We start from the raw sequence: 22,856 nt of genomic DNA on the forward strand, positions 1-22,856 counted from the left end.
AGTTTCGGTCGAGGCGGTAGCCTGGCGCTCTGGACGAGGTGTACCGCGTCCGCCGTAACTGCCGAACGAAGTGAGGCCGACAACCGTGACTGTGCTGCTTGGCGTGTCCATGGGGACCCGGGCTGTGCGCACGGCGCAGCCCCGAGCCGAGCAGTTCCAGGTGCCCGTCGCCGACGCCTCCGGCCTGGTGAGCGACATCGAGCGGCCACTGTTCTTCCGCAACGAACTCATCGACAGCGTGGGTGGCGACCTCCCGCATCTGGCGGCCGAGTCGATCGGTGCGGCCGTCGAAACCGAGCCCGAACTCGCCACCGGTGTCGCCTATCGTGACCCTCGCCAGGCAGATGCGCTGCATGCCGCGCTCGCCGGTGCGCACCTGCACAACTACCACCTGGTGCACGAGGTGGAAGCTGTCGTCGAGTACCTCTCTGCAACCGGCGAGGCCCGTGACCACAGATCGGTCGCGTTGTTCGATCTCGGCAGTTCCGGCCTGACGGTCAGCGTCGTGGACCTGGTGCAGAGGACCGTCACTGCCTCGCAGCGATCGGGTGAGTACAGCGGCGACCTACTCGACGCCTACGTCCGCAACAACCAGCTCCAGCGTCTGGGCAAGAAGGCGACGGACCCCGACATCGCACTGTTCGAGAAGCGCTGCCGAATCGCCAAGGAACGCCTGTCCGCCCAGGACGCAGTGTGCCTGCCCGATGCGAGCGGAATGATTCTGCTCTCACGCGAGAACTTCGAGCTGTTGATCACCGACCTGCTCGACGAAGCCGTCGAGTTTGCCCGCGGGGTGTTGATCGGCGCGAACGTGCCCATCGACGCCGTCGTGCTGATCGGTGGAGGCGCACGCATGCCGATCGTGCAGAAGCGCGTCGGGCCGCTGCTGGAACTGCCGTCGATAGTGCCGACCGAGCCCGAGACCGTCGCAGCGCGTGGAGCGGCTCTGACCGCGCGACCTCACTCGCGCACTCGAACCGATCCGCGACGGACCCCCGCCGTGAACCGGCGGTCGGCAACGCCACCGATACCCCCAGTTCGGGTGGATCCCGCGACTCGCGTCGACTCGGCCCGTACATCTGCGCCGGTTCCGCAGCACCGACCGGCACCGCCGCGTCCGCCGCAGTCGGGGGTGGCGCGGCCTCGGCCCCCGCAACCCACTCCGCCGCCGGCAGCGCCGGTCCGACCGATTCCGGCTCGCACCGAGTCGGTGCACGCCGCACCGTCGGCGGTTGCTCCGGTACCCACCGCAACCCGTCCGGTGCCCGCGCGTCCCTGGGTGGCGTCTGCTCCGGTCGACACCACGATCGCCGACGCAGTCGACACCACGGGTACGGCCGCCGGGTTCGAATCCTCGAGATTCACCGATTCCGTTGTCGATTCTTCCAATTCTCTTGCTGCCGAGCCGGAGTCGTCTCCGGCCGTAGCGGATGATGTTCCGGGCGACCACGTGCAGGGGGCGCGGGTCGACGGGGAGTTCGTTGCGTTGAGCACGAATGCCGGGGAGGGCGCGGTCGACGACTCGGAGGTGGCTGAAACTGTTGTGGCACATAGTGTTGCGCAGGAGCCCGAGAGGCGGGTCGACACCGAGGCGACGGGCGACGACGACGGTAAGCCGGTTCCGTTCCAGCTGAAGAACATCTACTGGCTCGATGCCGACTACGACGACGACGACGGTGAGGACGATCGAACCCGTGCTCGGCGCAGGCTGCGCACCGGTGGTGTGCTCGCGTTCGGCCTTGCCGCAGTGGTCGGCGTATCCGGATTCATGCTCACCCACCAGAACACGCCGCAGGTGGTCGACACCTCGGTGAGCCGCACCCAAACTCAGGCTCCGGCCGTCACGACGGTTGCGCCCACGTCGGAGATACCTGCTCCGGTGTTGCCGCCTCCCGCACCGGAAACCACCGTCGAACCGACCATCGAGCCGTCGGAGACCGAGGTGTACCAGGAGCCGGTGACGACGGAGCCGACGACGACCACGGCCGAGCCCGCACCACCGCCGCCGGTCGAGTCCGTCCCTCCGACGACGCAACAGCCGCCGCCGCTGATTCCAGGCTTCCCGGACTTCACCCTGCCCGGTTTCCCGCCGCTCGTTCCGCCTGCTCCCTGACCCGATTCACCTCTCCCCGTGAGTGTTTCGCGGCCTGATGTGCTCGAAGATCAGGATCGTTTCGGTCGCGGCGACGGCAGGGTCGGCACTGAGATTCTCGACGACGAAATCTCGGAGCGTGGCGGTGTCGACGGTTGCGACGTGCACGAGGAAGTCGTCGGCACCGGCGATGAAGTAGATGTTCAGCGTCTCTTGTCGGGAGGCGATCTTCGATCCGAATTCGCTTATCCGTCGTCGAGCATCTGCTTGGAGCCGGACCGAAATCATGGCCTGGATGCCTTGGCCGAGGGCCTCGGGATCGATGTCGGCGTGAAAGCCGCGGATGACACCGCGTTCGACGAGGGCACGAACTCGGGCCAGTGCGGTGGACGGAGCGACTCCGGCCGCGGCAGCGAGTGCATTGTTGGGTGTCCGGGCATCGCGGCGGAGCTCGTCGAGCAGGATGTGATCGATTCGGTCCAGCGGGATGGGCCGAACATCCTTCGGCTGGGACCCCGTGCCGCCCGTCTCGAACGAACTATTACTCACCATTCCGGGATCCTACAGAATTATATTCACTTCCGTTGCGGCTATTCCGTACATAATTCATAGTTGGCCTACACGGATGGAGCCACGGCTTCACGTCACCCACCACCGAGGAGGCCGCCATGAGGATCGGAATTCCACGCGAGATCAAGAACCACGAATACCGGGTGGCCATCACCCCGGCAGGCGTGCACGAACTGGTCTCGCGAGGACACGAAGTGATCATCGAGACCGAGGCAGGAGCCGGATCGTCGTTCACCGACACCGACTACAAGGCCGCCGGTGCGCAGATTCTCACCGATGCTGCCGAGGTCTGGGAGACAGCCGATCTGCTACTGAAGGTCAAAGAGCCTATCGCCGAGGAGTATTCACGTCTACGCAAGGGGCAGGTGCTGTTCACCTACCTGCATCTCGCGGCGTCGAAGGCCTGCACCGATGCGCTGCTGGACTCGAGGACCACAGCTATTGCCTACGAAACAGTCACTGCCGCAGACGGTTCGCTGCCGCTGCTCGCACCGATGAGTGAAGTTGCCGGACGCCTCGCGCCGCAGGCCGGTGCCTACCACCTGATGTCCAGCGAAGGAGGACGTGGAGTTCTCATGGGCGGAGTGCCCGGAGTACGTCCCGCCAACGTCGTCGTCATCGGTGCCGGTGTATCCGGAAAAAACGCCACCGCAGTCGCTTTCGGCATGCATGCCGACGTCACCGTTCTCGATCTCGATGTGAAGGCGCTGCGTGCCATCGACGATCAGTACCGCGGTGCCGTGAAGACTCTGGTGTCGAATGCGTACGAACTCGAACAGGCCGTTCTCGCCGCGGATCTCGTCATCGGTGCAGTGCTGGTGCCGGGGGCCAAAGCTCCGAAGTTGATATCCAACAGCCTTGTTCAGCGTATGAAGCCGGGCTCGGTTCTGGTCGACATCGCCATCGATCAGGGCGGCTGCTTCGAGGATTCGCATGCCACCACCCACGCCGATCCCACGTACAAGGTGCACGAGTCGGTGTTCTACTGCGTCGCCAACATGCCCGGCGCCGTTCCGCGCACGTCCACCTACGCGCTCACCAACGCCACCCTGCCGTACGTCGTCGCACTCGCCGACAAGGGTTGGGAAGTTGCCTGCGAGGCAGACCCGGGTCTGAAGGCGGGACTGAGCACGCACAACGGTGCGCTGTTGTCGGAGACCGTCGCCGCTGCATTTGCCTGACGAGCGGCTCCGCCGCACGTGAGCGGTAATTCGTAGCAGGGGTCGAGGCGGGAGTGAAGCCTGCGGAACGACCCGAAGGCACTTTCGCTCACATTCGGCGAAGCCGCTCTAGGCGCTGTGGCGACCCGAGCCCCGCGATCGAGCGGGCTTGGGTGCCCGGGACGACGCGCCTTTACTGGACGAGTCGACCAGCCGGGACGAGGTGATCGGCCGGGCCAGCAGCACAGCGATCGCGGTGGTGAGGGGCACCGACAACGCGAGGGCTACACCGCCCACGGAGGATCTGACTATTTCGATCGACACGGCGTCGCCGGTCAACACGTCCTGGATCGACCGATCGGCGACGCTGAAGAGCAGCAGTAGCGGCAGCGCGCCACCGGCGTAGGCGAGTACGAGGGTGTAGACGGTACTGGCGATGTGATCGCGTCCCACCCGCATCGCGGCGGTGAAGATTTCGCGACGCGACGCGGTCTCGTCCACCGATGCCAGCTCGAATGCCGCCGAGGCCTGAGTGATCGTGACGTCGTTGAGCACACCGAGCGAGCCGATGATGAAGCCGGCCAACAGTAGACCGGTGACGCTGACGTTGCCGATGTACGTCTGCACCGCGGTGTTCTGTTCCTCCGACAACCCGGTCAAGTGCGTCATCCGAATTGCGACGTACGACAGGACTGCGGCCAGGCCCATCGAGGTCAGTGTGCCCAGCAGCGCCGAGCTGGTGCGCAGGTTCACCCCGTGCGCCAGGTACAGCACGGCATAGAGGATCACCGCACCGGCGACGAGGGCGACCGGAATGGCGGGTGCGCCGTCGAGCAGGGCAGGCAGCATGAACACCACCAGCACGGCGAACGCGATGAGAAGGCCGACCAGCGCGCGGAATCCCCGCCAGCGTGCAACGACGCAGATGACCACGGCGAACACGCCGACGATCAACCCGAGCGGTAGCCCGCGGGAATAGTCGTTGAAGGAGTACCGGACTCCGCCGGAGGGGTCGGTCTGCAGAACCAGCCGGATGTCCTCGCCGGCGCTCAGCGTCGGTTGGCCGGGACCTGGGGCGATCTCGAGTACCGTCCGCTTACCCGCGTCCTCGCCCGTCGTGATGTCGACGATGCTGCGCTGACATTCGTACGAGTCGTTGACAGCAGGGGTCGGGTTGCCGGTGAACGCTCGGCCCGCATCAGGACTTCCGCAAGGCCCGATGCTCTGCGAGGTGATGGTGCCCGCCTCGGTGGACACCGCACCTCCGCCGGAGGTCTGGAACGGCAGCGGGATGTCGATGTTCTGTTTGCTGGGCCACAGCGCGAATGCCCCGGCGATGACGGCTATGCCAATGGCGACCAGCAGCCCGACGACGACCTTGGCCGCTACCGGGCCCAGCGGCGCGGGAGTGTCGCTGTGTCCGTGCCCGTGGCCCACATGGGAGTCGAGGCCCGGCTTGGTGCCGTCGGGATGATTGCCGTGTGGTTCCACGGTGCAAGGCTAGTACGGGGCCAGATCGGTGGCCGATGCGAGGAGCTCGGTGGCGGGGAGCAGGGGGGGCGTCCCCCGCCACCACCTGACCGCCCCGGGGGGGAGGGGACGACCAGGGCTCGCGGGCACCGAAGTGCCGTCCGCCAATCTACAGATCATTCGGCCGCGAGGCGCGCTTGCACCTAGGTTTTCTGCATCACTTTCAACTACTTCCGAGTAACTTCCGGCGTCACTGCTTGTAGGAAGAGAGAAAGTTGCCGAACCTTTCGATCGCCACAGCGAGATCTCGCGCCCACGGCAGAGTCACGATGCGCACGTGATCGTGGCCGGGCCAGTTGAAGCCGGTGCCCTGAACCACGAGGATCTTCTCCTGCAGCAACAGATCCTGCACCAGTTTTTCGTCGTCGTAGATTTCGTGGACTTCGGGATCGAGTCGCGGAAACGCGTACAGCGCCCCTCGAGGCTTGACGCACGAGACGCCGTGGATCGCGTTGAGCTTCTCCCATGCGACGTCGCGCTGCTCGAGCAGTCGTCCGCCGGGCAGGATCAGATCCTCGATGCTCTGATAACCACCGAGTGCGACCTGAATGGCATGCTGCGCAGGCACATTGGGGCACAGTCGCGTCGACGCGAGAAGGTCGATTCCCTCGATGAACCCCGCTGCGTGCTTCTTCGGCCCGGTGATCGCGAGCCACCCCGCGCGGTAGCCGGCCACGCGATACGCCTTGGACAGCCCGTTGTAGGTGAGGCACAGCAGATCGGGAGCCAGGCTCGCCAGCGAGGTGTGCTGTGCGTCGTCGTAGAGAATCCGGTCGTAGATCTCGTCCGCGAGCAACAACAGCTGGTGCTTGCGCGCCAGATCGACGATGCCTTGCAGAACTTCCTTCGAGTACACCGCGCCGGTCGGGTTGTTGGGGTTGATCACCAGCAGCGCGACGGTCTTCGGAGTGATCTTCGACTCGATGTCGGCCAGATCGGGATTCCAGCCGTTCTCCTCGTCGCAGATGTAGTGCACGGCCTTGCCACCGGACAGCGTCGTCATCGCCGTCCACAACGGGTAGTCCGGGGCCGGGATCAGCACCTCGTCACCGTCGTCGAGCAATGCCTGCATCGTCATCGTGATGAGCTCGGACACCCCGTTACCGAGATAGATGTCGTCGACGTCGAGCTCGGGGAAGCCCGGTTCGAGCTCGTACCGCGTGACGATGGCACGTCGCGCCGACAGAATGCCCTTCGACTCCGAGTAGCCCTGGGCGACGGGCAGTGCGGCGATCATGTCTCGCACGATCACATCGGGGGCTTCGAAGCCGAACGGAGCCGGATTGCCGATGTTGAGCTTGAGGATGCGGTGCCCCTCGGCTTCGAGTCGGGCGGCGTGGGCGTGTACCGGTCCACGGATCTCGTACAGCACGTTCTGCAGCTTGGTCGACTGCTGCAACGTGCGGTAACGCGGCTGGGAGTTGATCTGTGGAGTGGTCACCCGTCACATCGTGCCAGGCGAGCGGTCTCGGTTTCCACAAGGTTGTTTCGCGCTGGGTTGTTCGAGCGCGTTGTCGGTGGCGGGTGGAACAATCGGCTCATGTGCGGACGGTATGCCAGTACCCGGAGTGACAGCGACCTGCAGGCGGTGTTCGACATCGCCGAAACAGTGGGCGAGGAGGTGCCGCCGTCGTACAACGTCGCCCCGACACAGACGGTGCGGACGGTGCTCGAACGCGCACCCAAGGACCAACCGGAGTCCGACGCCGTGCGGCAGCTGCGTTCGGTGCGCTGGGGTCTGATCCCCTCCTGGGCGAAGGACGCGAAAATCGGTTCCCGGCTGATCAACGCCAGGTCGGAGACCATCACCGAGAAGCCGTCGTTCAAGAAGGCCGCAAGCCGTCGACGCTGCATCGTGCCCGCCGACGGGTACTACGAGTGGGAGAAGCGCGACGGAGGCAAGGTGCCGTACTTCCTGCATGAAGGTGACACGGGTCGTTCCGCGGGCTCCACTCCTGGCGTGCTCGCGATGGCAGGTCTGTACGAGCTGTGGCGAGACCCCACCAAGGCCGAAGACGACGAGGACAGGTGGGTCTGGTCGGTCACCGTGCTCACCTCGCCGGCAGCCGATGCGCTCGGCCATATTCACGATCGCTCACCGGTCGTGCTGCCACTGGATCTGCGGTCTAGTTGGCTCGACCCCACCGTGACCGACCTCGGAGCGGTACAGGACATGTTGGCGGCAATCCCAGAACCGCGGCTCGCGCCCTACGAGGTGAGCACGGCAGTGAACAGCGTGAAGAACAACAGCCCAGAATTGCTGACGCCGGTCTGACCCGTCAGAACGATATCCCGGCGTAGGGAGCGCGATCGGTTCGGAAGAGCCGATCGGCCATCGTCACGGCGTCAGGATCGTCGACGATGACCGAACCGGCTTCGGTAAGCCGACGCCAGCTGTAGCCGCCCAGAAACACCGACGCCAATGTCGCGACATCTACTCTCAATTCCGCTGCAACATCGGTCTTTTCGATCCGATGCGCGCCAGACACGTGGGATGAAATTCGGTAGCAACCCGTATTGTGCGGCAGCACAGCGTCATCCACTCCGATCACGACAGTCCCTTCGTCGTCGAACGTTCGGGCCGAGAGCGCTGCCTGTACGTCGACCAGCCGCAGCCAGGTTTCGTCAGCCGCTCCCACCACACGAAACGCGCGCTGATCCTCGAACATCAACGGAAGTGAGCTGTCCATCGGCAACGTGGACATCACGATCCGATCGACGAGATCGAGCGAGAGCAGAAAGCGAATCAGGCCCGCTTGTGCGGCGGGTGTCGCAGCGAAGAAGTCGTCGACGACGACGGTGCGAGCCGAGCTGCCGAACCAGCCCCCGGTATCGATCGGCCGGTATCGAACGAAGCCGGATTCACTGCCTACCGGGCCGTGGACAGCGACGTATGCAGGGTCCGACCGAGCAGCGACGTGCATGTCGAGCTCCGCCCACCACCCCGAAGGACGGTCGATCGTTCCTGGCCTATCCGATCGATGGTCCGACGCAATCCTGCGGAGAATCTCCCAACTCTCGGCTTGTTGCGCCAGCCGAACCTGATCGCCCGCCGGTACCGACCGACGAAGCCGAGCCCGTCGAGTGTCGATCTCACCCGACATCGACATACTGGCGACTCCGTAACCGAACCGTTCGTAGATGGTCGCTTCGGAGGCCCGCAGCGTTGCGACGATCTCGCCGCGGCTTCTGACGTCGTCGAGTTGATGCCGGATCAACGCGCTGGCGATACCTCGTCGAGTGTGTGTCGGCAGGACGCCGACTCCGGTGACCGCTGCGTGGGGAACGACGCCACCGCCCGGCAAATTCAGCGAGCTCGACGCCGAACTGACAGTCCCGACGAGCCGCTCGTCGATGGAGGCACCGAGGACCCGGCCGGGTTCGACCACCTCGGAAATACGATCCGGTTCGATTCGCGCCGACAGCGGCAGGCCGACCATGGACGCCAGGAACACGTTATTGGCTTCGGCCAGACGTTCGTTGCCATGGAGGACCTCGATGCGGGCAGCGGCAGCTCGGAGCCCAGCGCTGCCCTCGTCTTTCGTATTCACGGACTCGACTGTCGCATCGAATTCGCTGTCGAAGCAAGCGGATATAGCGACGATGAGTGTCCAGTTTCTGAGTCTTCCTGGCAGGCGACTGTCCTAGTAGGCGAGGCGCACGGTGCACACCCGCTCCATGTCACTGCGAGTGGCCGCGGGCAGTTCCGCGGCGAGCGGTGAATCGAGAATACGGCGCAGTCGCTGGAAGTACGTGCGCGCGTCGACGCCGAACGCCACGTAGATGTCCTCGTCGCTGCCGCCGCCGTAACCCTGCCAGGTTCGCCCGAAGGTCAAAATTTCGTGGTCCACCGATTGGGTAGTGGTCCGGCGCATGGTGTTCCCCCTACTGCTGCTTGGACTCCATCATCCGTGTCACTGTTGAAGGGCCGGTGAACAACGCGTTACGACCACGTCAGTTCACTAGGGTGGAACTCGTGACTGCACTCGCCTTCGGATCCTGGCCTTCGCCCATCACCGCAGCTGATCTGTCGTCGGCGGGCCACCCCGTCGAGGGTGGGTGCTTCGTCGGCGGCGAGATCTGGTGGTCGGAATTGCGACCCGCCGAACAAGGTCGGACGGCGATCTGTCGCCACGTCGACGGAGAAGTGCAGCCGATTCTGCCCGCACCGTTCAACGCCCGCACCCGCGTCCACGAATACGGCGGGGGAGCCTGGACCGCGACGGCAGACGGCGACCTGGTGTTCGCCGAGTTCTCCGATCAACGCGTCTATCGACTGACCCCCGGCGGGGCACCCGTGCCGCTGACTCCGAAACCGGCTGTGGCGTCGAGCATCCGGTACGCCGAACTGTCGGTGGTCGGCAACGACGTCATCGCAGTCCGCGAGATGCACGACGCCGGTGCGGTATCGAGAGACATCGTGGCGATCGACCTGAGCGGCGGCGGGGTGCGCTCGTTGGTGGCGGGCTCGGACTTTCTCGCGTTCCCGCGCCTGTCGCCCGACGGCACCCGCATCGCCTGGATAGCGTGGAACCATCCGCAGATGCCCTGGGACGGAACGGAACTACGCGTGGCGTCGCTGGCCGATCCCACGTCCTGGACGGTGCTGCTGGGTTCGACCGAGGAATCGGTGATGCAGCCGGAGTGGATCGACGACGAACGGTTGTACGTCGTCAGCGACCGAAGTGGTTGGTGGAACCTGTATTCGGTCACGCTCGATGGAGTTCTAGCACCGCTGCTGACCCTCGACGCCGATTTCGGGGCCCCGCTGTGGCGACTCGGATCGAGTTGGTACGAGATGCTCGACGACGGAAAGCTGCTGACCGTGCGGACCGTCGGTACCGACACCCTCGCTGTGATCGACCCTGCATCCGGCTCTCTGGACGACATCGCGCTCGAGGGCGTGACGTCGGTAGGTCTCGGTGGGCGCAGCGGATCGACCGTGTTGATCAAGGGCGGCGGAGCGCAGGTGGCGAGCGGATTGTTCGCACTCGATCTCGGAACTCGTGAACTGACGCCTGTGCGTTCGGGTTTCGAGTCCGTGCCCGACGGTGCGTATCTGCCGGAGGGGCGTCAGGTGACGTTCCATGGACCGAATCGTGAGGTGCACGCCATCGCCTATGCGCCGCGCAACGCGTCCTACGAAGGGCTCGACGGCGAACTCCCGCCGTACGTCGCATTCGTCCACGGCGGCCCGACGGCGCACGTGGCCCCCGCACTGAACCCGTTGTTCGCGTACTTCACCAGCCGCGGCATCGGCGTCGTCGACGTGAACTACGGCGGGTCGAGCGGGTACGGCCGCGAATACCGCAATCGACTGCGCGGGCAGTGGGGAGTGGTCGACGTGGAAGACACCATTGCCGCCGTGCAGGGTCTCGCCGACAGCGGTCTCGCCGACCCGCGTCGGTTGGCTATCGAGGGCGGCTCCGCAGGTGGTTGGACGGTGTTGGCGGCACTGACGTCCTCGGACGTATTCGCTTGCGGCGCTTCGTACTTCGGGGTCGCCGAGCTGGAGTTGTTCGTCGCCGAGACCCACGACTTCGAATCTCGTTATATCGACGGCCTCATCGGCCCCTTGCCCGAGGCCATCGACCTGTACCGAACCCGCGCACCGGTCAACAACGTCGACGGACTCTCGTGCCCGGTGCTGTTGTTGCAAGGACTGGACGATCCCATCGTGCCGCCGTCACAGGCCGAGCGGTTCCGAGACGCCATGGTGCAGAAGGGAATTCCTCACGCATACCTGGCCTACGCAGGTGAGTCGCACGGATTCCGCAAACACGAAACTCAGGTGAACGCGCGAGAGTCCGAACTGTCTTTCTACGGCCAGGTCATGGGATTCGCGCCGCCCGGAATCCCCGAGTTGGAGCTGTGGCGTCCCGCTAGCTGAGTGGTGGGTGTGCGCGCTTCGATTCGAGAAACTCGAGCAGCGCGCTGGGGATGGCGCAGTACTTGCTGTTGCCCTCGGACAACTTGCTACCTGCCTCGAACGCTGCCTTCGACGGGCCGTTGTTCTCGAGGATCAGTGTGCAGAGTCGCTGGTCGGTGCGGCCGGATTCGCAACACTTCTCGACATGAGCTCGGTCGTCGGGGGTCAACGCTGCCCACCACGCGTCGTAGCGTCGCCAGAGCTTGTCCGCGTCGTCGGTCATGCCTGCTCCTACTTGTCGGGTTTGCCGTGCGATTCCGACCATACTCACGGTGCCCGATTCGTCCACGTCGCGGGGGTGCGGCAGTGAACCTCATACCGCATTTACCGACTGCGCGCCCCTGCTCCGACGTGAGCGGGGGCGCGCAGTCGGTACAAGAGGCGCTCACTTGCGGTGTCGGGCGCGCTCGGCAGCATCTCGGATCATTCGATCGACCAGTTCGGGGCGGTCGAGATCCGCCCAGGCAATTCGCACAACCTGGCGTCCGGTACCGCGAATGCGATCCTCACGACGCTTTTCCTCCCACAACACGTCCGACGCAGACTTTCCTTCCGGCACGTAGCGTCCGTACTTCACCTTGCCGTCGAATTCGAGCACGGTCTCGATCTCGGGCAGGTCGAAGTCCACGCGGGCGAAACACCCCTGAGAATCGGTGATCGGTACCTGCAGCTGTGGGCTGTAACCCAGGTGATGCAGCAACACCCGGGTACGCGATTCACCCACACTCTCGGAACGGCCGTTGATGAATCGTGCAACCTTGTGGGCCATCCGATTCCCGGGATGGTTCGGGCATGAATCCAGCACTGCGACAATCTGTTCCATGGTCACGCCTCCGCTTCGCGCGGCGACGTCCGCAATGCACACCGCCGTCTCGAACGGAAGCGTGCGAGCGCAATCGGCGACGGTTCGAGCGAGCCCCGTAACCCGCACACCGTCGAAGGTCGTGACTTCCTCGTCCGTGTAAGGAGAGGTGTGCAGTCTTCTGATGGCGCTGCTGCGCCCACCGCCACGCGCACGATTACGCGTGATGTGCACTCGGCTCAGATCGGCATTCCACACATCGAGACCGTGGAAGACGGCTGCGCTCACATGACTGACAACTGCGTCTGGTGCTGTGGCCGCGTCGAACACAGCCTCCGCGAAGACGCGATGCTTCTCTTCCACTGTGAGCGAGTCGAACTGTGACCTGCTGACGAACCGCCCGGGTCGCAGTCGACGCCAGGCTCGTGTTCGGCAGTACCGCTGCAATTCGGCGTCGGAGGTGCCACGGGAGAGTGCGTCGGATCGCGAGACGATGCGGGTCATGGAGGAATGCTCTCCAGCGCAATCGCTTTCGACAAGCCCCAAGTGGCTGATTGTGGATAACTCGATGCCTGTGGATAACTCCGAGTTGTGGACCTCACACCCCTGCTGACGACTGCGCGCCCCTGCTCGCAAGTGAGCGGGGGCGCGCAGTCGGTAAAAAGGGTGTGAGGTTACTTCCGGCGACCCGGAACCTTGGCTCCCGGAGCGAATCCGAGTCCACCGGCCTTCGGCTTGGGCGGAGTCCGGTCATCCGAACCGCTGGATGCCGCGTCGGCCGCAGTGTCCGACGCTTCGGCCTTCGGTGCCTCTGTCTCCGGTGCCTCTGCCGCTGGTGCCTCGGTGGCCGGTGCTTCGGTGGCCGGTGTGTCAGCTACCGGTGCCTCGGCTTCCGGGGTCTGCTCGGCCTTCTCGGGCTCCGCTTTATCCGGCTCGGCTGGTGTCGCCGCAGGTGCAGCGGCCGCCGCACCCGGTGTCCGCGCGCCTGGCTTCTTGAATCCGGACTTCACAGCCAGACCCTTGGGCTGGACGGTCGGCTTGGATTCCGCCGCAACGGAACTCGTTGCAGCAGACTCTCCGGCAGCGAGCGATTCCGCGGCCGCGGCCGCGGCCTCGGTAGCGGGTGCCTCGCCTGCAGGTGTCTCGGAAGCGGGTGCCTCGGCAGCCGGAGCCTTCGCAGCAGGGGCACTCGCGGTCTTGGCTCCCGGCTTCTTGAATCCGGACTTCACGGCCAGACCCTTCGGCTGGACCGTCGGCTTGGATTCGCTTGCCGCAGCGCCTGATTCCGCGGATTCACCCGAGGTCTGCGGGGCCGGTGCCGCAGCAGCCGGGGCAGCTTCGGCGGGCTTGCCCGGTGCCTTGGCTCCCGGCTTCTTGAAGCCCGACTTCACGGCCAGGCCCTTGGGCTTAACGGTGGGGGTCGACTCGGAAGCCTCTGCTGTCGCAGGCGCTTCGGACGCCGCGGGAGCGTCGGCAGGTGCAGGTGCAGGTGCAGCCGCCTTCGCGCCGGGAGCCTTGCCCTTCATCTGCAGACCCTTGCCGCCGGGTGCCTTGCCTCCGGCCATTCCGAGACCCTTCGGCTTCGGAGCAGCTTCGGCGGTAGCAGACCCTGCAGTGTCAGACCCTGCAGTGTCAGCCTCGGCAGTGTCGGCCTTGGCAGCCGAGCCGGGTGCCTTCGCCCCTGGTGCCTTGGCCAGACCCTTCATCTTCAGTCCGCCGCCGGCCTTCGGAGCGGGCGCTGCCGGAGCGGATTTCGCTTCGGCAGGGTCCTCGACGGGTGCGATGCGCTCGGCCTCTTCGACCTCCATCGCATCTTCCGTTGCCAGCTCTTCCTGCGGAGTGCGCTCGCGGGGGATGACCTTGATGTTCTCGGCCAATACCGAGGACTCGACTCGGGTGATCGACTCGAGCATCAGCTGCGCGACATCGACAACCTCGACGCCCTCGTGCGCGCCGCCTTCCTGCCGTGCGGTGACACCGTCGGTGAGCATCACGCGGCAGAACGGGCAACCCGTGGCGATCTTCTTCGGGTTGGTCGCCAGCGCCTCGTCGACCCGGTCGATGTTGATGCGCTTGCCGATGTTCTCTTCCATCCACATGCGAGCGCCACCGGCACCACAGCACATGGACCGCTCACCGTGGCGCGGCATCTCCTTGAGGTTGGAGCCCGACGCGGCCATGAGCTCACGCGGAGCGTCGTACACCTTGTTGTGCCGGCCGAGGTAGCACGGATCGTGATAAGTGATGTCCTGGCTGACCGAGGCCACCGGTATCAGCTTCTTCTGCCGCACGAGGCGGTTGAGCAGCTGCGTGTGGTGCACCACGTCGTAGTCGCCGCCTACCTGCGGGTACTCGTTACCGAGTGCATTGAAGCAGTGGGCGCAGGTGACGACGATCTTGCGCTTGTTCTGCTCCACGCCGTCGAACACGTTGTTCAGCGTCTCGATGTTCTGCATCGCGAGCTGCTGGAACAGGAACTCGTTACCCGCGCGGCGAGCGGAGTCGCCGGTGCAGGTCTCATCGGCGCCGAGCACCATGAACTTCACGCCTGCGGTGGCGAGCAGCTCGGCGACGGCTTTCGTGGTCTTCTTCGCGCGATCCTCGTAGGCACCGGCGCAGCCGACCCAGAAGAGGTACTCGTAGTCCTGGAACGAATCGGCGTCCTGCCCGAAGACCGGGATGTCGAAGTCCATCTCGTTGATCCAGTTGAGGCGGTCCTTGGAGTTCTGGCCCCACGGGTTGCCCTTGTTCTCGAGGTTCTTGAACAGACCTGCGAGCTCGGACGGGAACTCGGATTCGATGAGCACCTGGTAGCGGCGCATGTCGATGATGTGGTCGACGTGCTCGATGTCCACCGGGCACTGCTCGACGCAGGCACCACAGGTGGTGCAGCTCCACAGCACCTCGGGATCGATGATGCCGCCCTCGATGGCGTCGGCGACGAGCTTGCGATCGGCCTCGTCCCGAGCGGCCTGCGGAATGGCGTCGAGCGCCTTCTGGTCGACGTTGCCTTCTGCATCGACGAGTCCGACCTCGTCACCGGCCATGTCCTTCTTGCCGCCGGCCAGCAGGTACGGAGCCTTGGCGTGGCTGTGGTCGCGCAGCGACATGATCAGCAGCTTGGGGGAGAGGGGCTTGCCGGTGTTCCACGCGGGGCACTGCGACTGGCAGCGGCCACACTCGGTGCACGTGGTGAAGTCGAGCCAGCCCTTCCAGCTGAAGTCCTCGATCTTGCCTGCGCCGAACGCGTCGACGTCGGGATCGGCCTCTTCCATTTCGAGGACCTTGCCGCCGGACATCATCGGCTTGGCCGGTCCGAGGGCGACGGTGCCGTCGTCCATGCGCTTGAAGTAGATGTTGGGGAACGCAGTGAAGCGGTGCCACGCGACGCCCCAGTTGATGCGGGTGCCGACGATGTAGAGCCAGATCATGCCGGACATCAACTTGATGAGCGCGAAGATGGACACCATGTTGGAGTTGGCCGGCAGCAGCTCGGCCAGGCGCATCGTGAAGAAGTCGGTGTAGGGGTTCGCGTCGCCGTACGTCGCGATCTTTCCCGCCTTGACGAACACCATGCCCAGGCCCTCGATGAGCACGACAGCCTCGACGAAGTAGGCGGCCTTGAACCCGGAGCCGGCGAAGCGTGACTGACGCTCGGGCTTACGCGGGTGGTTGAGCTGGCGAATGATGATCAGCGTGGTGATGCCGATGACCGTGCCGAGCCCGAGGATCTCGTCCATCAGGTGGTAGATCGCGGTGTCGCCGACGATGGGCCAGTGGAACTCGGGGTTGAACGTCTGGCCGTAGGCCTCGAACCAGAACACGGACCCAACCATGAAACCGATCATCACCAGCCAGTGCGCCCAGCCGACGGTGCGGAACTTGACCATCTTGCTGTGGGCGGCGAACTCGATGATCATCTGCTTGAAGCGGGGGACGATCGGTCGCCAACGGTCGGGTGCCGGCTGACCCAGCCTCACGATGTTGAACATGCGCAGAGCCCCACGAATGAAGGCGTACCAACACACGAGGCTGAGCAGAGCACCGACTGTGCCCAACGTGATCGTCAGGGCGTTCATGTCGTGGCCTTTCGCTGTAGGTGGCAGCTGGGACAGCTACCGCTGGTTCAGCCCGTCGAGCAGGATGACGGCTTAAGTTACTCGCCAGTAGCTATGCAACTGTACTGATGGGTAACTTAGCATCGTTCTGGCACGCGACGCTGGTGGGCGCCGAAATGAGGCCATCCGACGGGCGGGCTGAACTCGTCAGTAGGTTGTCTCGTAGATCACGGTAGGCGTAGGCCCCAGGAGTGCTGTCGAGAAGGCAGTCCTTACTTGGGCGCAAAGCAGTCTTGTCGGTGGATCCGCTATGTCGTCGATCGGCGGACCGACGTGTCCCACCGCCGGACATTCGATCGATCGAACGACATTTTCGGCTGCATCGTGACGCATTGCAGCCGTTTGTGCTGCGGAAATCGGAATTATTTGTGACAGATGGTAACTGATAGGTGACGGAGCAGTGACGAAAGGACAACGAACGGTCCGCTTTGTGCGCTACACTTCCGTCGCATCGAACGTCGCAAAAGGGTCATCGGGGTGGCTTTGAGCTCGACGCGTCCAGCGGACTGTCGAGCGTGCACATCACAGAAACGGAACAGCTCTCCATGAAACTCAGCAAACTGGTCGTCACCTCGGCCCTCGTAGCAACGGCTATGGGTCTGGCCAGCGGAACTGCGTACGCGCAACCCAGCTCGACGACCCCCGACACGAACTACTCCGTCGAGCTCGAAGACCGCACCATCGTCACCACCATCGATGCGGGCGTCTTCAAGATCGCCGACGACGGCAAGACGGTCGACGTTCTCGACGCCGCCGACAAGACTCTCGTCACGCTTCCGCTCTCGTTCAACCTGGGCGGACTGAACTTCCCGTACGAGCAGGACGTCGACAACAACGGCAAGACCCTGCGCCTGATCCCGAACCTCGACTTCACCAAGGCGTCGGCGAACTCACGCAGCATCGGTGCCACGACCGTCGCATCGCCCGAGGAAAACCTCGCGGCACAGCAGAACTTCTCCTCGCAGCTCGGAATCGCGACCGCCATCGGCGGCTTCACCGGCACCGCTATCGGATTCGGTATTGGTGCTCTCGGAGTCCTCGCCGGACCGGTCGTCCTGGCTTCTGTTCCGCTGTTTGCAACCATCGGTGGAATCGTCGGCACGATCGTCGCTGGCGGCCCGACCCTCGTTGTCGCAGGTATCGACTTGCTCAACACGCTGAACGCTGCACCCGGCACCTCGGTGTACGCCAAGTAAGCAACGTCCCACTCAAAAACCCGCACTCTCGTCGAGGGTGCGGGTTTTTTGCGCGCTGCGTGTGGCTACGACGTGCGAACCGTCAGGCCCGGGTTCTCGGCCAACACGTCGTTGATGGGGGTCGCGAACAGTTCGGGTCGTTGGCCCTGCAGCATGGTGAACACCGTCGCGATTTCGCAGGACGGTTGATCGCCCACATTCGATGCACTGGCGATGCCGACGGCAAGGGTGCCGCTGACGATCGGTCCACCGCTGTCTCCGCGGAGAGCGCAGATGGAGGTAGAGAAGCTCCGGTCCATGACGGCCTCACCCATGGCGACGTTCTGGCCCGTGGACAGGATTGTGCCGCAACTGAATCCGGTTCTGGAGCCTGACTTGCAGACCGGTGCACCCACGATGGGATCCACCGTTCCGGTGACATGCAGCGGTCCCGAGCCGGGCACCCGCACCGCATTGCCCTCGAATTCTCCGACGTTGGCGTCGTCGATGTCGATCAAGGCGTAATCGTTGTGCAACTGGATGGTTCGGTAGAACGAGCCGAACTTCGACCCGACGAGACTCCCGTACATCGGGTACGCACCGGTCGACGCTGCGGAACCGGTGTCGGCTGCGGCCGGGTTGCAGTGGCCCGCAGTGATGTTGACCGACCCATGCGTCGGGTCGACGGCGTTGAATCCGAGTGAGCAACGCAGACCGAGGCCGGCCGGGGTGCCCGCGAGGAAGCTGTCGCCCCCGAGATAGGAACTGGCACGAATCGGACCGGCAGTGGGTGCGACATCGAAGGGCAGCAGGTCCAGTAGCGGGTCGACGGCGTCGCGCACTGCCTGTGGGATCTCTATCCCGGAGGTGACTGTTGCGAACCCGTTGGCAGACGCGGCGTCGGCCACCTCGGCGTAGGTGGGGCCGTCCGCTACCGCGACGACAGGCCGACCGTCCGCATCGAGCCAGGTACCCGTGACACCCCCGGAGCCGACGGCGGCAGCGAACTCCGCCAATCGGCGAGCCGCGTCGGCTCGATCGAGGAACTGTTGCGGATCGAGCCCGAGATCGCGGGCCACGGCGTCGATCAGTTCGAGCGGCAGCTCTGGATCGGCACCCACCGCGGGCGCAGCCGTGGCGACAGGCGCACTCACCGCCATCGTGATCAGGCAAGACACGGCAACCATCGACAACCCCAGCGCGCGGCGACGCATGGAACCCCTCCCCCGAGGCACCACGATGTGATGCCGTTCACTGACTATAGGGGGTGTGCAGGTGTCGACCTACCGGGTCACTCGGTTCGCAGAGTCGCTTCGGTTGCGTCGACGACCTGATCGATGGGAATGCCGAGACTCGCAGTGCCCCCGTACTGGGCCAATGCCAGGTTCGCCTCGTTGCAATCGGGTGCACCACCACTGTTGGATCCGCTGGTGATGCCGAGCGCGAGTGTTCCGGTCACGATGGCACCGCCACTGTCGCCCGCAAGAGTGCATGCGGTGCTGGCGAATCCACGAACTGTGCGGGAGGTGCCGTCCTCCATGTAGAGCTGTGTCTCGACGCGGTCGGCTGCAACCACGCCACAGGTGAACGACGACGACTGTCCGGACTTGCAGACCGGCGCTCCGATCACGGGTGCCGCGGTTCCGGTGATCGTGACGGTGCTGCCGTTGGCCCCGCGGACGGTGGGACGGTCCAGGCCGGACTCGATGCCGCGGTCGTTCAGGGCGATCACCGACCAGTCGAGGCCGTCCTGTGCGCCCAGGCTCGACCGATCGAACGACCCGATCTGGGTGCTGCGCGAGATGTCCGACGGATCGGGAAGGTAGACAGGTGCGCCGCCGGCTCCGGTGGTTTTGTTCGGATTGCAGTGTCCGGCAGTCAAATTGACGGCATCACCGGACTTGTCGACGGCGTTGAACCCGAACGAACAGATGCTGATGTCGGTGGTCGGAGCGTCGCCGATAGGCCCGGTGGTGGTGACGTAGGTGTCGCCGCCCATGGGAGTCGGGTCGACCGGCTTGTTTCCACCCGGGGAGAGGATGACCTTGATGTTGGCCAGCAACGTCGGGAGGTTGAGTGCGCTACCGATCGGGCTGTTGACCAGGTCGATGACGACCTGGTTGTCGATGAAGTCGATGGCCGTTCCGTTGATCTGCGCGGAGATCTCACGGGGGAGCCCGGCGATCCATCCGTTGAGGTCTGCGAGCGACTTCTCCAGCCCGTCCGCCGACACCGGGGACTGAGCAGTGGCATATCCGTCCTTGGCCACTGCCTGTGCTGCGGCAGGGGAGGTGACGGCGACGACGGCGTTGCCGTCGGGCCCGATCCAAGCGCCGGCGAAATCGGCGGGGCGGCTGGCACGGAAGTCCGATGCGTAGGCGGACAGTTCCTGCGCACGAGCGGCTCGATCGAGATACTCCTGCGGGGAGATCTTCAGATCGCGCTGTACGGCCTCGACGAGCTCTGCGGGAAGCCGATCGGCGGGAGATTGGACGACGGGCTCGGCGGCCGCCGTTCCGGAGAACGAAGCGAATAATAGAAAAGCCGTCGAGCACAGCACTGCAGCACGCAGAGCCCCGGTGTTACGCATGAAATCCCTTCATCGGGTGCTTGGTATCAGCGCCCCACCCTAGGGCATCAGTCGCTGAACCCGTGTTTGCGCAGGTCAGGGGACAACGGGCGTTACCGCGGGGCTGGTCGTTGCAGGGGTGGTCGTTGCGGTGGTCGTGGTCGTCGTTGCAGGGGTGGTCGTCACCGGGGTCGTGGTCGGCACCAGGGCGGTGGTGGCGACCACGGGCGGGGGCGTGGGGATCGGTGCGGGCGGCGGCGCAGGCAGCGGCGCGGGTTGAGGCGGGATGTACGGCTCGTATGTCTGTTCCTCGACCACCTCCGGCACGACGACGGCGGGAGCGGGAGTGGCGGTAGTGGTCGACGGCGTGCGGGTCGAGGTGACGACCGGCGAGCCCGCATCGGTGACGGCCGGGGGCGTGGGAGCCGGCGAATTGCTGAACACGCCACTGACCGCTGCGATTGCCAGAACGATCACCACGCCTGCCGCAGCACCGGCGATGACGGTGGTGATGGTGCGCGAGCGTTCGCTGCGTTCCTTCTTCTCCTCGGTCGACGCGACGGCCGGGGCAAGAGCCGACACGGCACCGGTGTTCGACGCGTTCTCCTCGGCTGATTCGACCGGTTGGGAGCGGAATTCGGAGGGCTCGAACACCGGTGCCACCGCCGGGATCGCCTCGGAGAAGGCGAGGGACTTCTCCGGCGGGACAACAGGAATGGCGTCGGTATCGAGCGAATCGGTGCCGTCGTTGCGGGTGACGATCGGCGCGGCACCGGTGACCAGAGAGTTGCCGTCGACATCGTCGACCTCGGCCAGCAGCAGTGCGCCTCGGGGCGCTGCGAGTGGCTCGACGACAAGCCGGCCCGACGTCCGTTCGGCAATCTCTGCCGCGACCGACTCCAGTTCGGCGCTGCCTCCGGTGAGCACCACGGTGCCGGTCTGCGGCACGTCGAGGGTGCGCATCGAAGGCGCGACCAGATCGGCGAACTCGGCTCGCGTCACGGTCGTGGTCTGCGACAGGCCCGGCAGATCGACCGAGATGGTGGCCTGCTCGTCCGTGCTGAGTGCATGTTTGGCTGCCTCGCAGGAGGCAACGACGCCGGCGAGGGCGGCCAGGACTGCGGCGTCGGACAGATCGATGTGCTCGCGATCGGTCACCACGTGATCGAACAGTGCGTCGGTGAACACGTCTCCGCTGACGGCGGTGGTGCGAACCGTTCCGCCTCCGGGATACGTCGAGATGTCGGTTCCGGTGGCCCCGATGTCGATCACCGTGGCGGCGGTGCCGGGGTTGCGCTGCGCGAAGGTGCTGGCGGCTTTCGCGTCGGGCACCAACGCGATTGCGGTGAGGCCGGCGTGATCGAGGGCATCACGCAGCAGCGCAACGCTCTCGCGCGGCCATCGCGTCGGGTACGTCATGGTCGTGACGGGTGCGTCGGCTGGCTCGGTTGCCGAAGACATCATGGTGACGAGGCAATTGGCCGCGTTGGCCATCAGGTCCTCGGCGCGGTAGGCGGCGGCGTCGGGTTCGAGGTCCTCCTGCTGACCGACCAGGTCCACGAACCGGGTGAAGGGTGCTGTGTCGGCGGGTTCGCCGAGATGGGCGCGACCGTCCTCGTCGAATCTCAGAGTCGTCGGTACTACGACGACCGTCGGCTCGTCGTCGGCGCGGACGCGGTGGACCGCCACCGACCTGGTGTTGCCGACGGTGATTCCGAGATGCCCCGCACCGCTCATCGAGTTCCCTCTGTCGCTGCGTCACGTGCCTGCTCGGTCACGGGTTGTGCGTCGGTCGACTCCGATTCGGTTGTCTCGCCGGTGTCGTCGCCCGGTTCGCCGGCCGGGACCTCTGGTTCTGGTTCGACCGGATCGATGGTCTCACGCGGTTCTTCGCGGTCTCTGCTCTCGGGCGTTTCGAGCGCCGGGCGGGTGTCGATCTCGGTCGGGTCCGGCTTGCTTCGTGGGTTTTCGGAGGTCCCGGCCGGGCTCGTTTCTGACGGGCTCGTTTCCAGCGGAAGAGGTGCGACCATGGCGATCTCGGCGGCCGGCTCGACGACGACGGTGGGGAAATCGATCGGGCCACCAGCTCCGGTTCCGGACGACGTCGTCGGTATCAGCTGGGCGTTGCCGATGGTGGGCACCGTGGTGTCGGTGGAGGTACCCAGTTGCAGGGCGATCAGGGCCGCGCCGACGGTCAACGCCGAGGCGAACGCCGCCGCCGCGAACAGTGGGCGACGGTCGGGTCGTCTGGGGTTCAGCACCGCGATCCGCTCGGTGACGGCGTCGACGGGGAACTCCGAGGCCAGAATCGCAGCACCGCGGGCCGCGGCGACGGCTGTGTCCTTGCTCTCCAGGGTCGCTCGCACCGACGCGTTCCACGCCGCGAGCGCCTCCGCTTCGGCCACCAGCGACACGTGCGCGAGGCCGTGCGCATTCATCGCCGAACGCAACGAGAAGACCTGATCGGCCGTCCAGCCGGCCGGGTAGGTGGCGGCGGCGGCGAGGTCGCCGGGTTGCAGATCGATCGACGACGCCACCTCGGTGAGCAGGCACAACAGGGCCATCGACGTCAGCTGCTCGGCCGGAAAGACGGTGCCCTTGCTGCCGGTGACGCCAACACCGTCGGCGAGAGAGTCGAGGAAGTGCGTGTACGCCTCCGACTTCTCGTCGGTTGCGTCACCGAGCGAGACGGTGCCGTCGGGATGAGTGTTGAGCACGGTCGAGTGCAGCGACGCCAAATGCAGCGACGAGCCGGGCGCAATGGGATGCGACACTGCGGCTACCGCGCGTTCCTCGTCCAGGTAGAGACCGACGTCCGGTGTGCCGATACTCGCCCTGCCGGGCTGCTCGGTCGGTGCGGACTGCTCGGTCATTGGGGTGCTACCTGTTCTGATCGGTTACCGGTGGTCGG

At 65.2% G+C, this 22,856-nt stretch carries 17 protein-coding genes; 5 read left to right on the forward strand and 12 right to left on the reverse strand.

Features of this window, described 5'->3' with window-relative positions; translation table 11 throughout:
• The first annotated feature begins 85 nt into the window (after positions 1-85).
• On the forward strand, positions 86-2,113 hold the full coding sequence (locus QM797_RS06625; RefSeq protein ID WP_283274418.1) for an Hsp70 family protein: 2,028 nt from the start codon (positions 86-88) through the stop codon (positions 2,111-2,113).
• A 6-nt stretch (positions 2,114-2,119) separates the two neighbouring features.
• Here QM797_RS06625 and QM797_RS06630 read toward each other — a convergent pair whose 3' ends face one another.
• Positions 2,120-2,644, reverse strand: a complete 525-nt coding sequence (locus QM797_RS06630; RefSeq protein ID WP_283274420.1) for an Lrp/AsnC family transcriptional regulator — start codon at positions 2,642-2,644, stop codon at positions 2,120-2,122.
• 116 nt (positions 2,645-2,760) lie between these two features.
• Between QM797_RS06630 and ald the strand changes: the two genes are divergently transcribed.
• Positions 2,761-3,843 (forward strand): alanine dehydrogenase, encoded by a 1,083-nt coding sequence (gene ald / locus QM797_RS06635; protein WP_283274421.1) that lies wholly within the window; start codon positions 2,761-2,763, stop codon positions 3,841-3,843.
• Positions 3,844-3,951: 108 nt separating this feature from the next.
• Here ald and QM797_RS06640 read toward each other — a convergent pair whose 3' ends face one another.
• Positions 3,952-5,313: a YibE/F family protein gene (locus tag QM797_RS06640; RefSeq protein WP_283274422.1), complete on the reverse strand. Its 1,362-nt coding sequence runs from the start codon at positions 5,311-5,313 to the stop codon at positions 3,952-3,954.
• Between the two features lie 229 nt (positions 5,314-5,542).
• Complete coding sequence (locus QM797_RS06645; protein WP_283274424.1) at positions 5,543-6,793, reverse strand: pyridoxal phosphate-dependent aminotransferase; 1,251 nt, start codon at positions 6,791-6,793, stop codon at positions 5,543-5,545.
• 99 nt (positions 6,794-6,892) lie between these two features.
• Between QM797_RS06645 and QM797_RS06650 the strand changes: the two genes are divergently transcribed.
• Positions 6,893-7,627, forward strand: coding sequence for an SOS response-associated peptidase (locus tag QM797_RS06650; RefSeq protein WP_283274426.1), 735 nt, complete (start codon positions 6,893-6,895; stop codon positions 7,625-7,627).
• Positions 7,628-7,631: 4 nt separating this feature from the next.
• On the opposite strand, the gene QM797_RS06655 is transcribed toward QM797_RS06650, so the two are convergent.
• Both QM797_RS06655 and QM797_RS06660 read right to left on the reverse strand, forming a co-directional pair.
• The gene (locus QM797_RS06655) at positions 7,632-8,792 is read right to left on the reverse strand and encodes a GNAT family N-acetyltransferase (protein WP_283275303.1); all 1,161 of its coding nucleotides are present in this window, start codon (positions 8,790-8,792) and stop codon (positions 7,632-7,634) included.
• Between the two features lie 204 nt (positions 8,793-8,996).
• Positions 8,997-9,227, reverse strand: a complete 231-nt coding sequence (locus QM797_RS06660) for a DUF3263 domain-containing protein (protein ID WP_283274428.1) — start codon at positions 9,225-9,227, stop codon at positions 8,997-8,999.
• 101 nt (positions 9,228-9,328) lie between these two features.
• Here QM797_RS06660 and QM797_RS06665 point away from each other — a divergent pair, with 101 nt between their 5' ends.
• A complete protein-coding gene (locus QM797_RS06665) occupies positions 9,329-11,242 on the forward strand; it encodes a dipeptidyl-peptidase 5 (protein ID WP_283274429.1) in 1,914 nt (637 codons plus the stop codon).
• Here the strand turns inward: QM797_RS06665 and QM797_RS06670 are convergent.
• The 3 genes from QM797_RS06670 to QM797_RS06680 all read right to left on the reverse strand — a co-directional run bounded on the left by QM797_RS06670 (position 11,235) and on the right by QM797_RS06680 (position 16,162).
• Positions 11,235-11,504, reverse strand: a complete 270-nt coding sequence (locus QM797_RS06670) for a hypothetical protein (protein ID WP_283274430.1) — start codon at positions 11,502-11,504, stop codon at positions 11,235-11,237. The two genes, QM797_RS06665 and QM797_RS06670, sit on opposite strands and share 8 nt — an antisense overlap.
• A 162-nt stretch (positions 11,505-11,666) precedes the next feature.
• Positions 11,667-12,587 carry a type IV toxin-antitoxin system AbiEi family antitoxin domain-containing protein gene (locus tag QM797_RS06675; RefSeq protein WP_283274431.1) on the reverse strand — a complete coding sequence of 307 codons (921 nt, stop codon included), beginning with the start codon at positions 12,585-12,587 and terminating at the stop codon, positions 11,667-11,669.
• 170 nt (positions 12,588-12,757) lie between these two features.
• Positions 12,758-16,162, reverse strand: coding sequence for a (Fe-S)-binding protein (locus QM797_RS06680; protein ID WP_283274432.1), 3,405 nt, complete (start codon positions 16,160-16,162; stop codon positions 12,758-12,760).
• Between the two features lie 584 nt (positions 16,163-16,746).
• Between QM797_RS06680 and QM797_RS06685 the strand changes: the two genes are divergently transcribed.
• Positions 16,747-17,397: a DUF8020 domain-containing protein gene (locus QM797_RS06685; RefSeq protein WP_283274434.1), complete on the forward strand. Its 651-nt coding sequence runs from the start codon at positions 16,747-16,749 to the stop codon at positions 17,395-17,397.
• 65 nt (positions 17,398-17,462) lie between these two features.
• Here the strand turns inward: QM797_RS06685 and QM797_RS06690 are convergent, their stop codons facing one another.
• From QM797_RS06690 to QM797_RS06705, 4 genes are all read right to left on the reverse strand, one after another.
• Positions 17,463-18,590: a S1 family peptidase gene (locus QM797_RS06690; protein ID WP_283274435.1), complete on the reverse strand. Its 1,128-nt coding sequence runs from the start codon at positions 18,588-18,590 to the stop codon at positions 17,463-17,465.
• 77 nt (positions 18,591-18,667) lie between these two features.
• A complete protein-coding gene (locus tag QM797_RS06695) occupies positions 18,668-19,966 on the reverse strand; it encodes a S1 family peptidase (protein WP_283274436.1) in 1,299 nt (432 codons plus the stop codon).
• A gap of 75 nt (positions 19,967-20,041) precedes the next feature.
• Positions 20,042-21,682 (reverse strand): Hsp70 family protein, encoded by a 1,641-nt coding sequence (locus QM797_RS06700; RefSeq protein WP_283274437.1) that lies wholly within the window; start codon positions 21,680-21,682, stop codon positions 20,042-20,044.
• Complete coding sequence (locus tag QM797_RS06705; RefSeq protein WP_283274438.1) at positions 21,679-22,818, reverse strand: hypothetical protein; 1,140 nt, start codon at positions 22,816-22,818, stop codon at positions 21,679-21,681. The genes QM797_RS06700 and QM797_RS06705 overlap by 4 nt, the downstream gene beginning before the upstream one ends.
• Positions 22,819-22,856: the final 38 nt, after the last annotated feature.

Origin of the sequence: Rhodococcus sp. IEGM 1381, assembly GCF_030056795.1 — a bacterium.
Classification (GTDB): Bacteria; Actinomycetota; Actinomycetes; order Mycobacteriales; family Mycobacteriaceae; genus Rhodococcoides.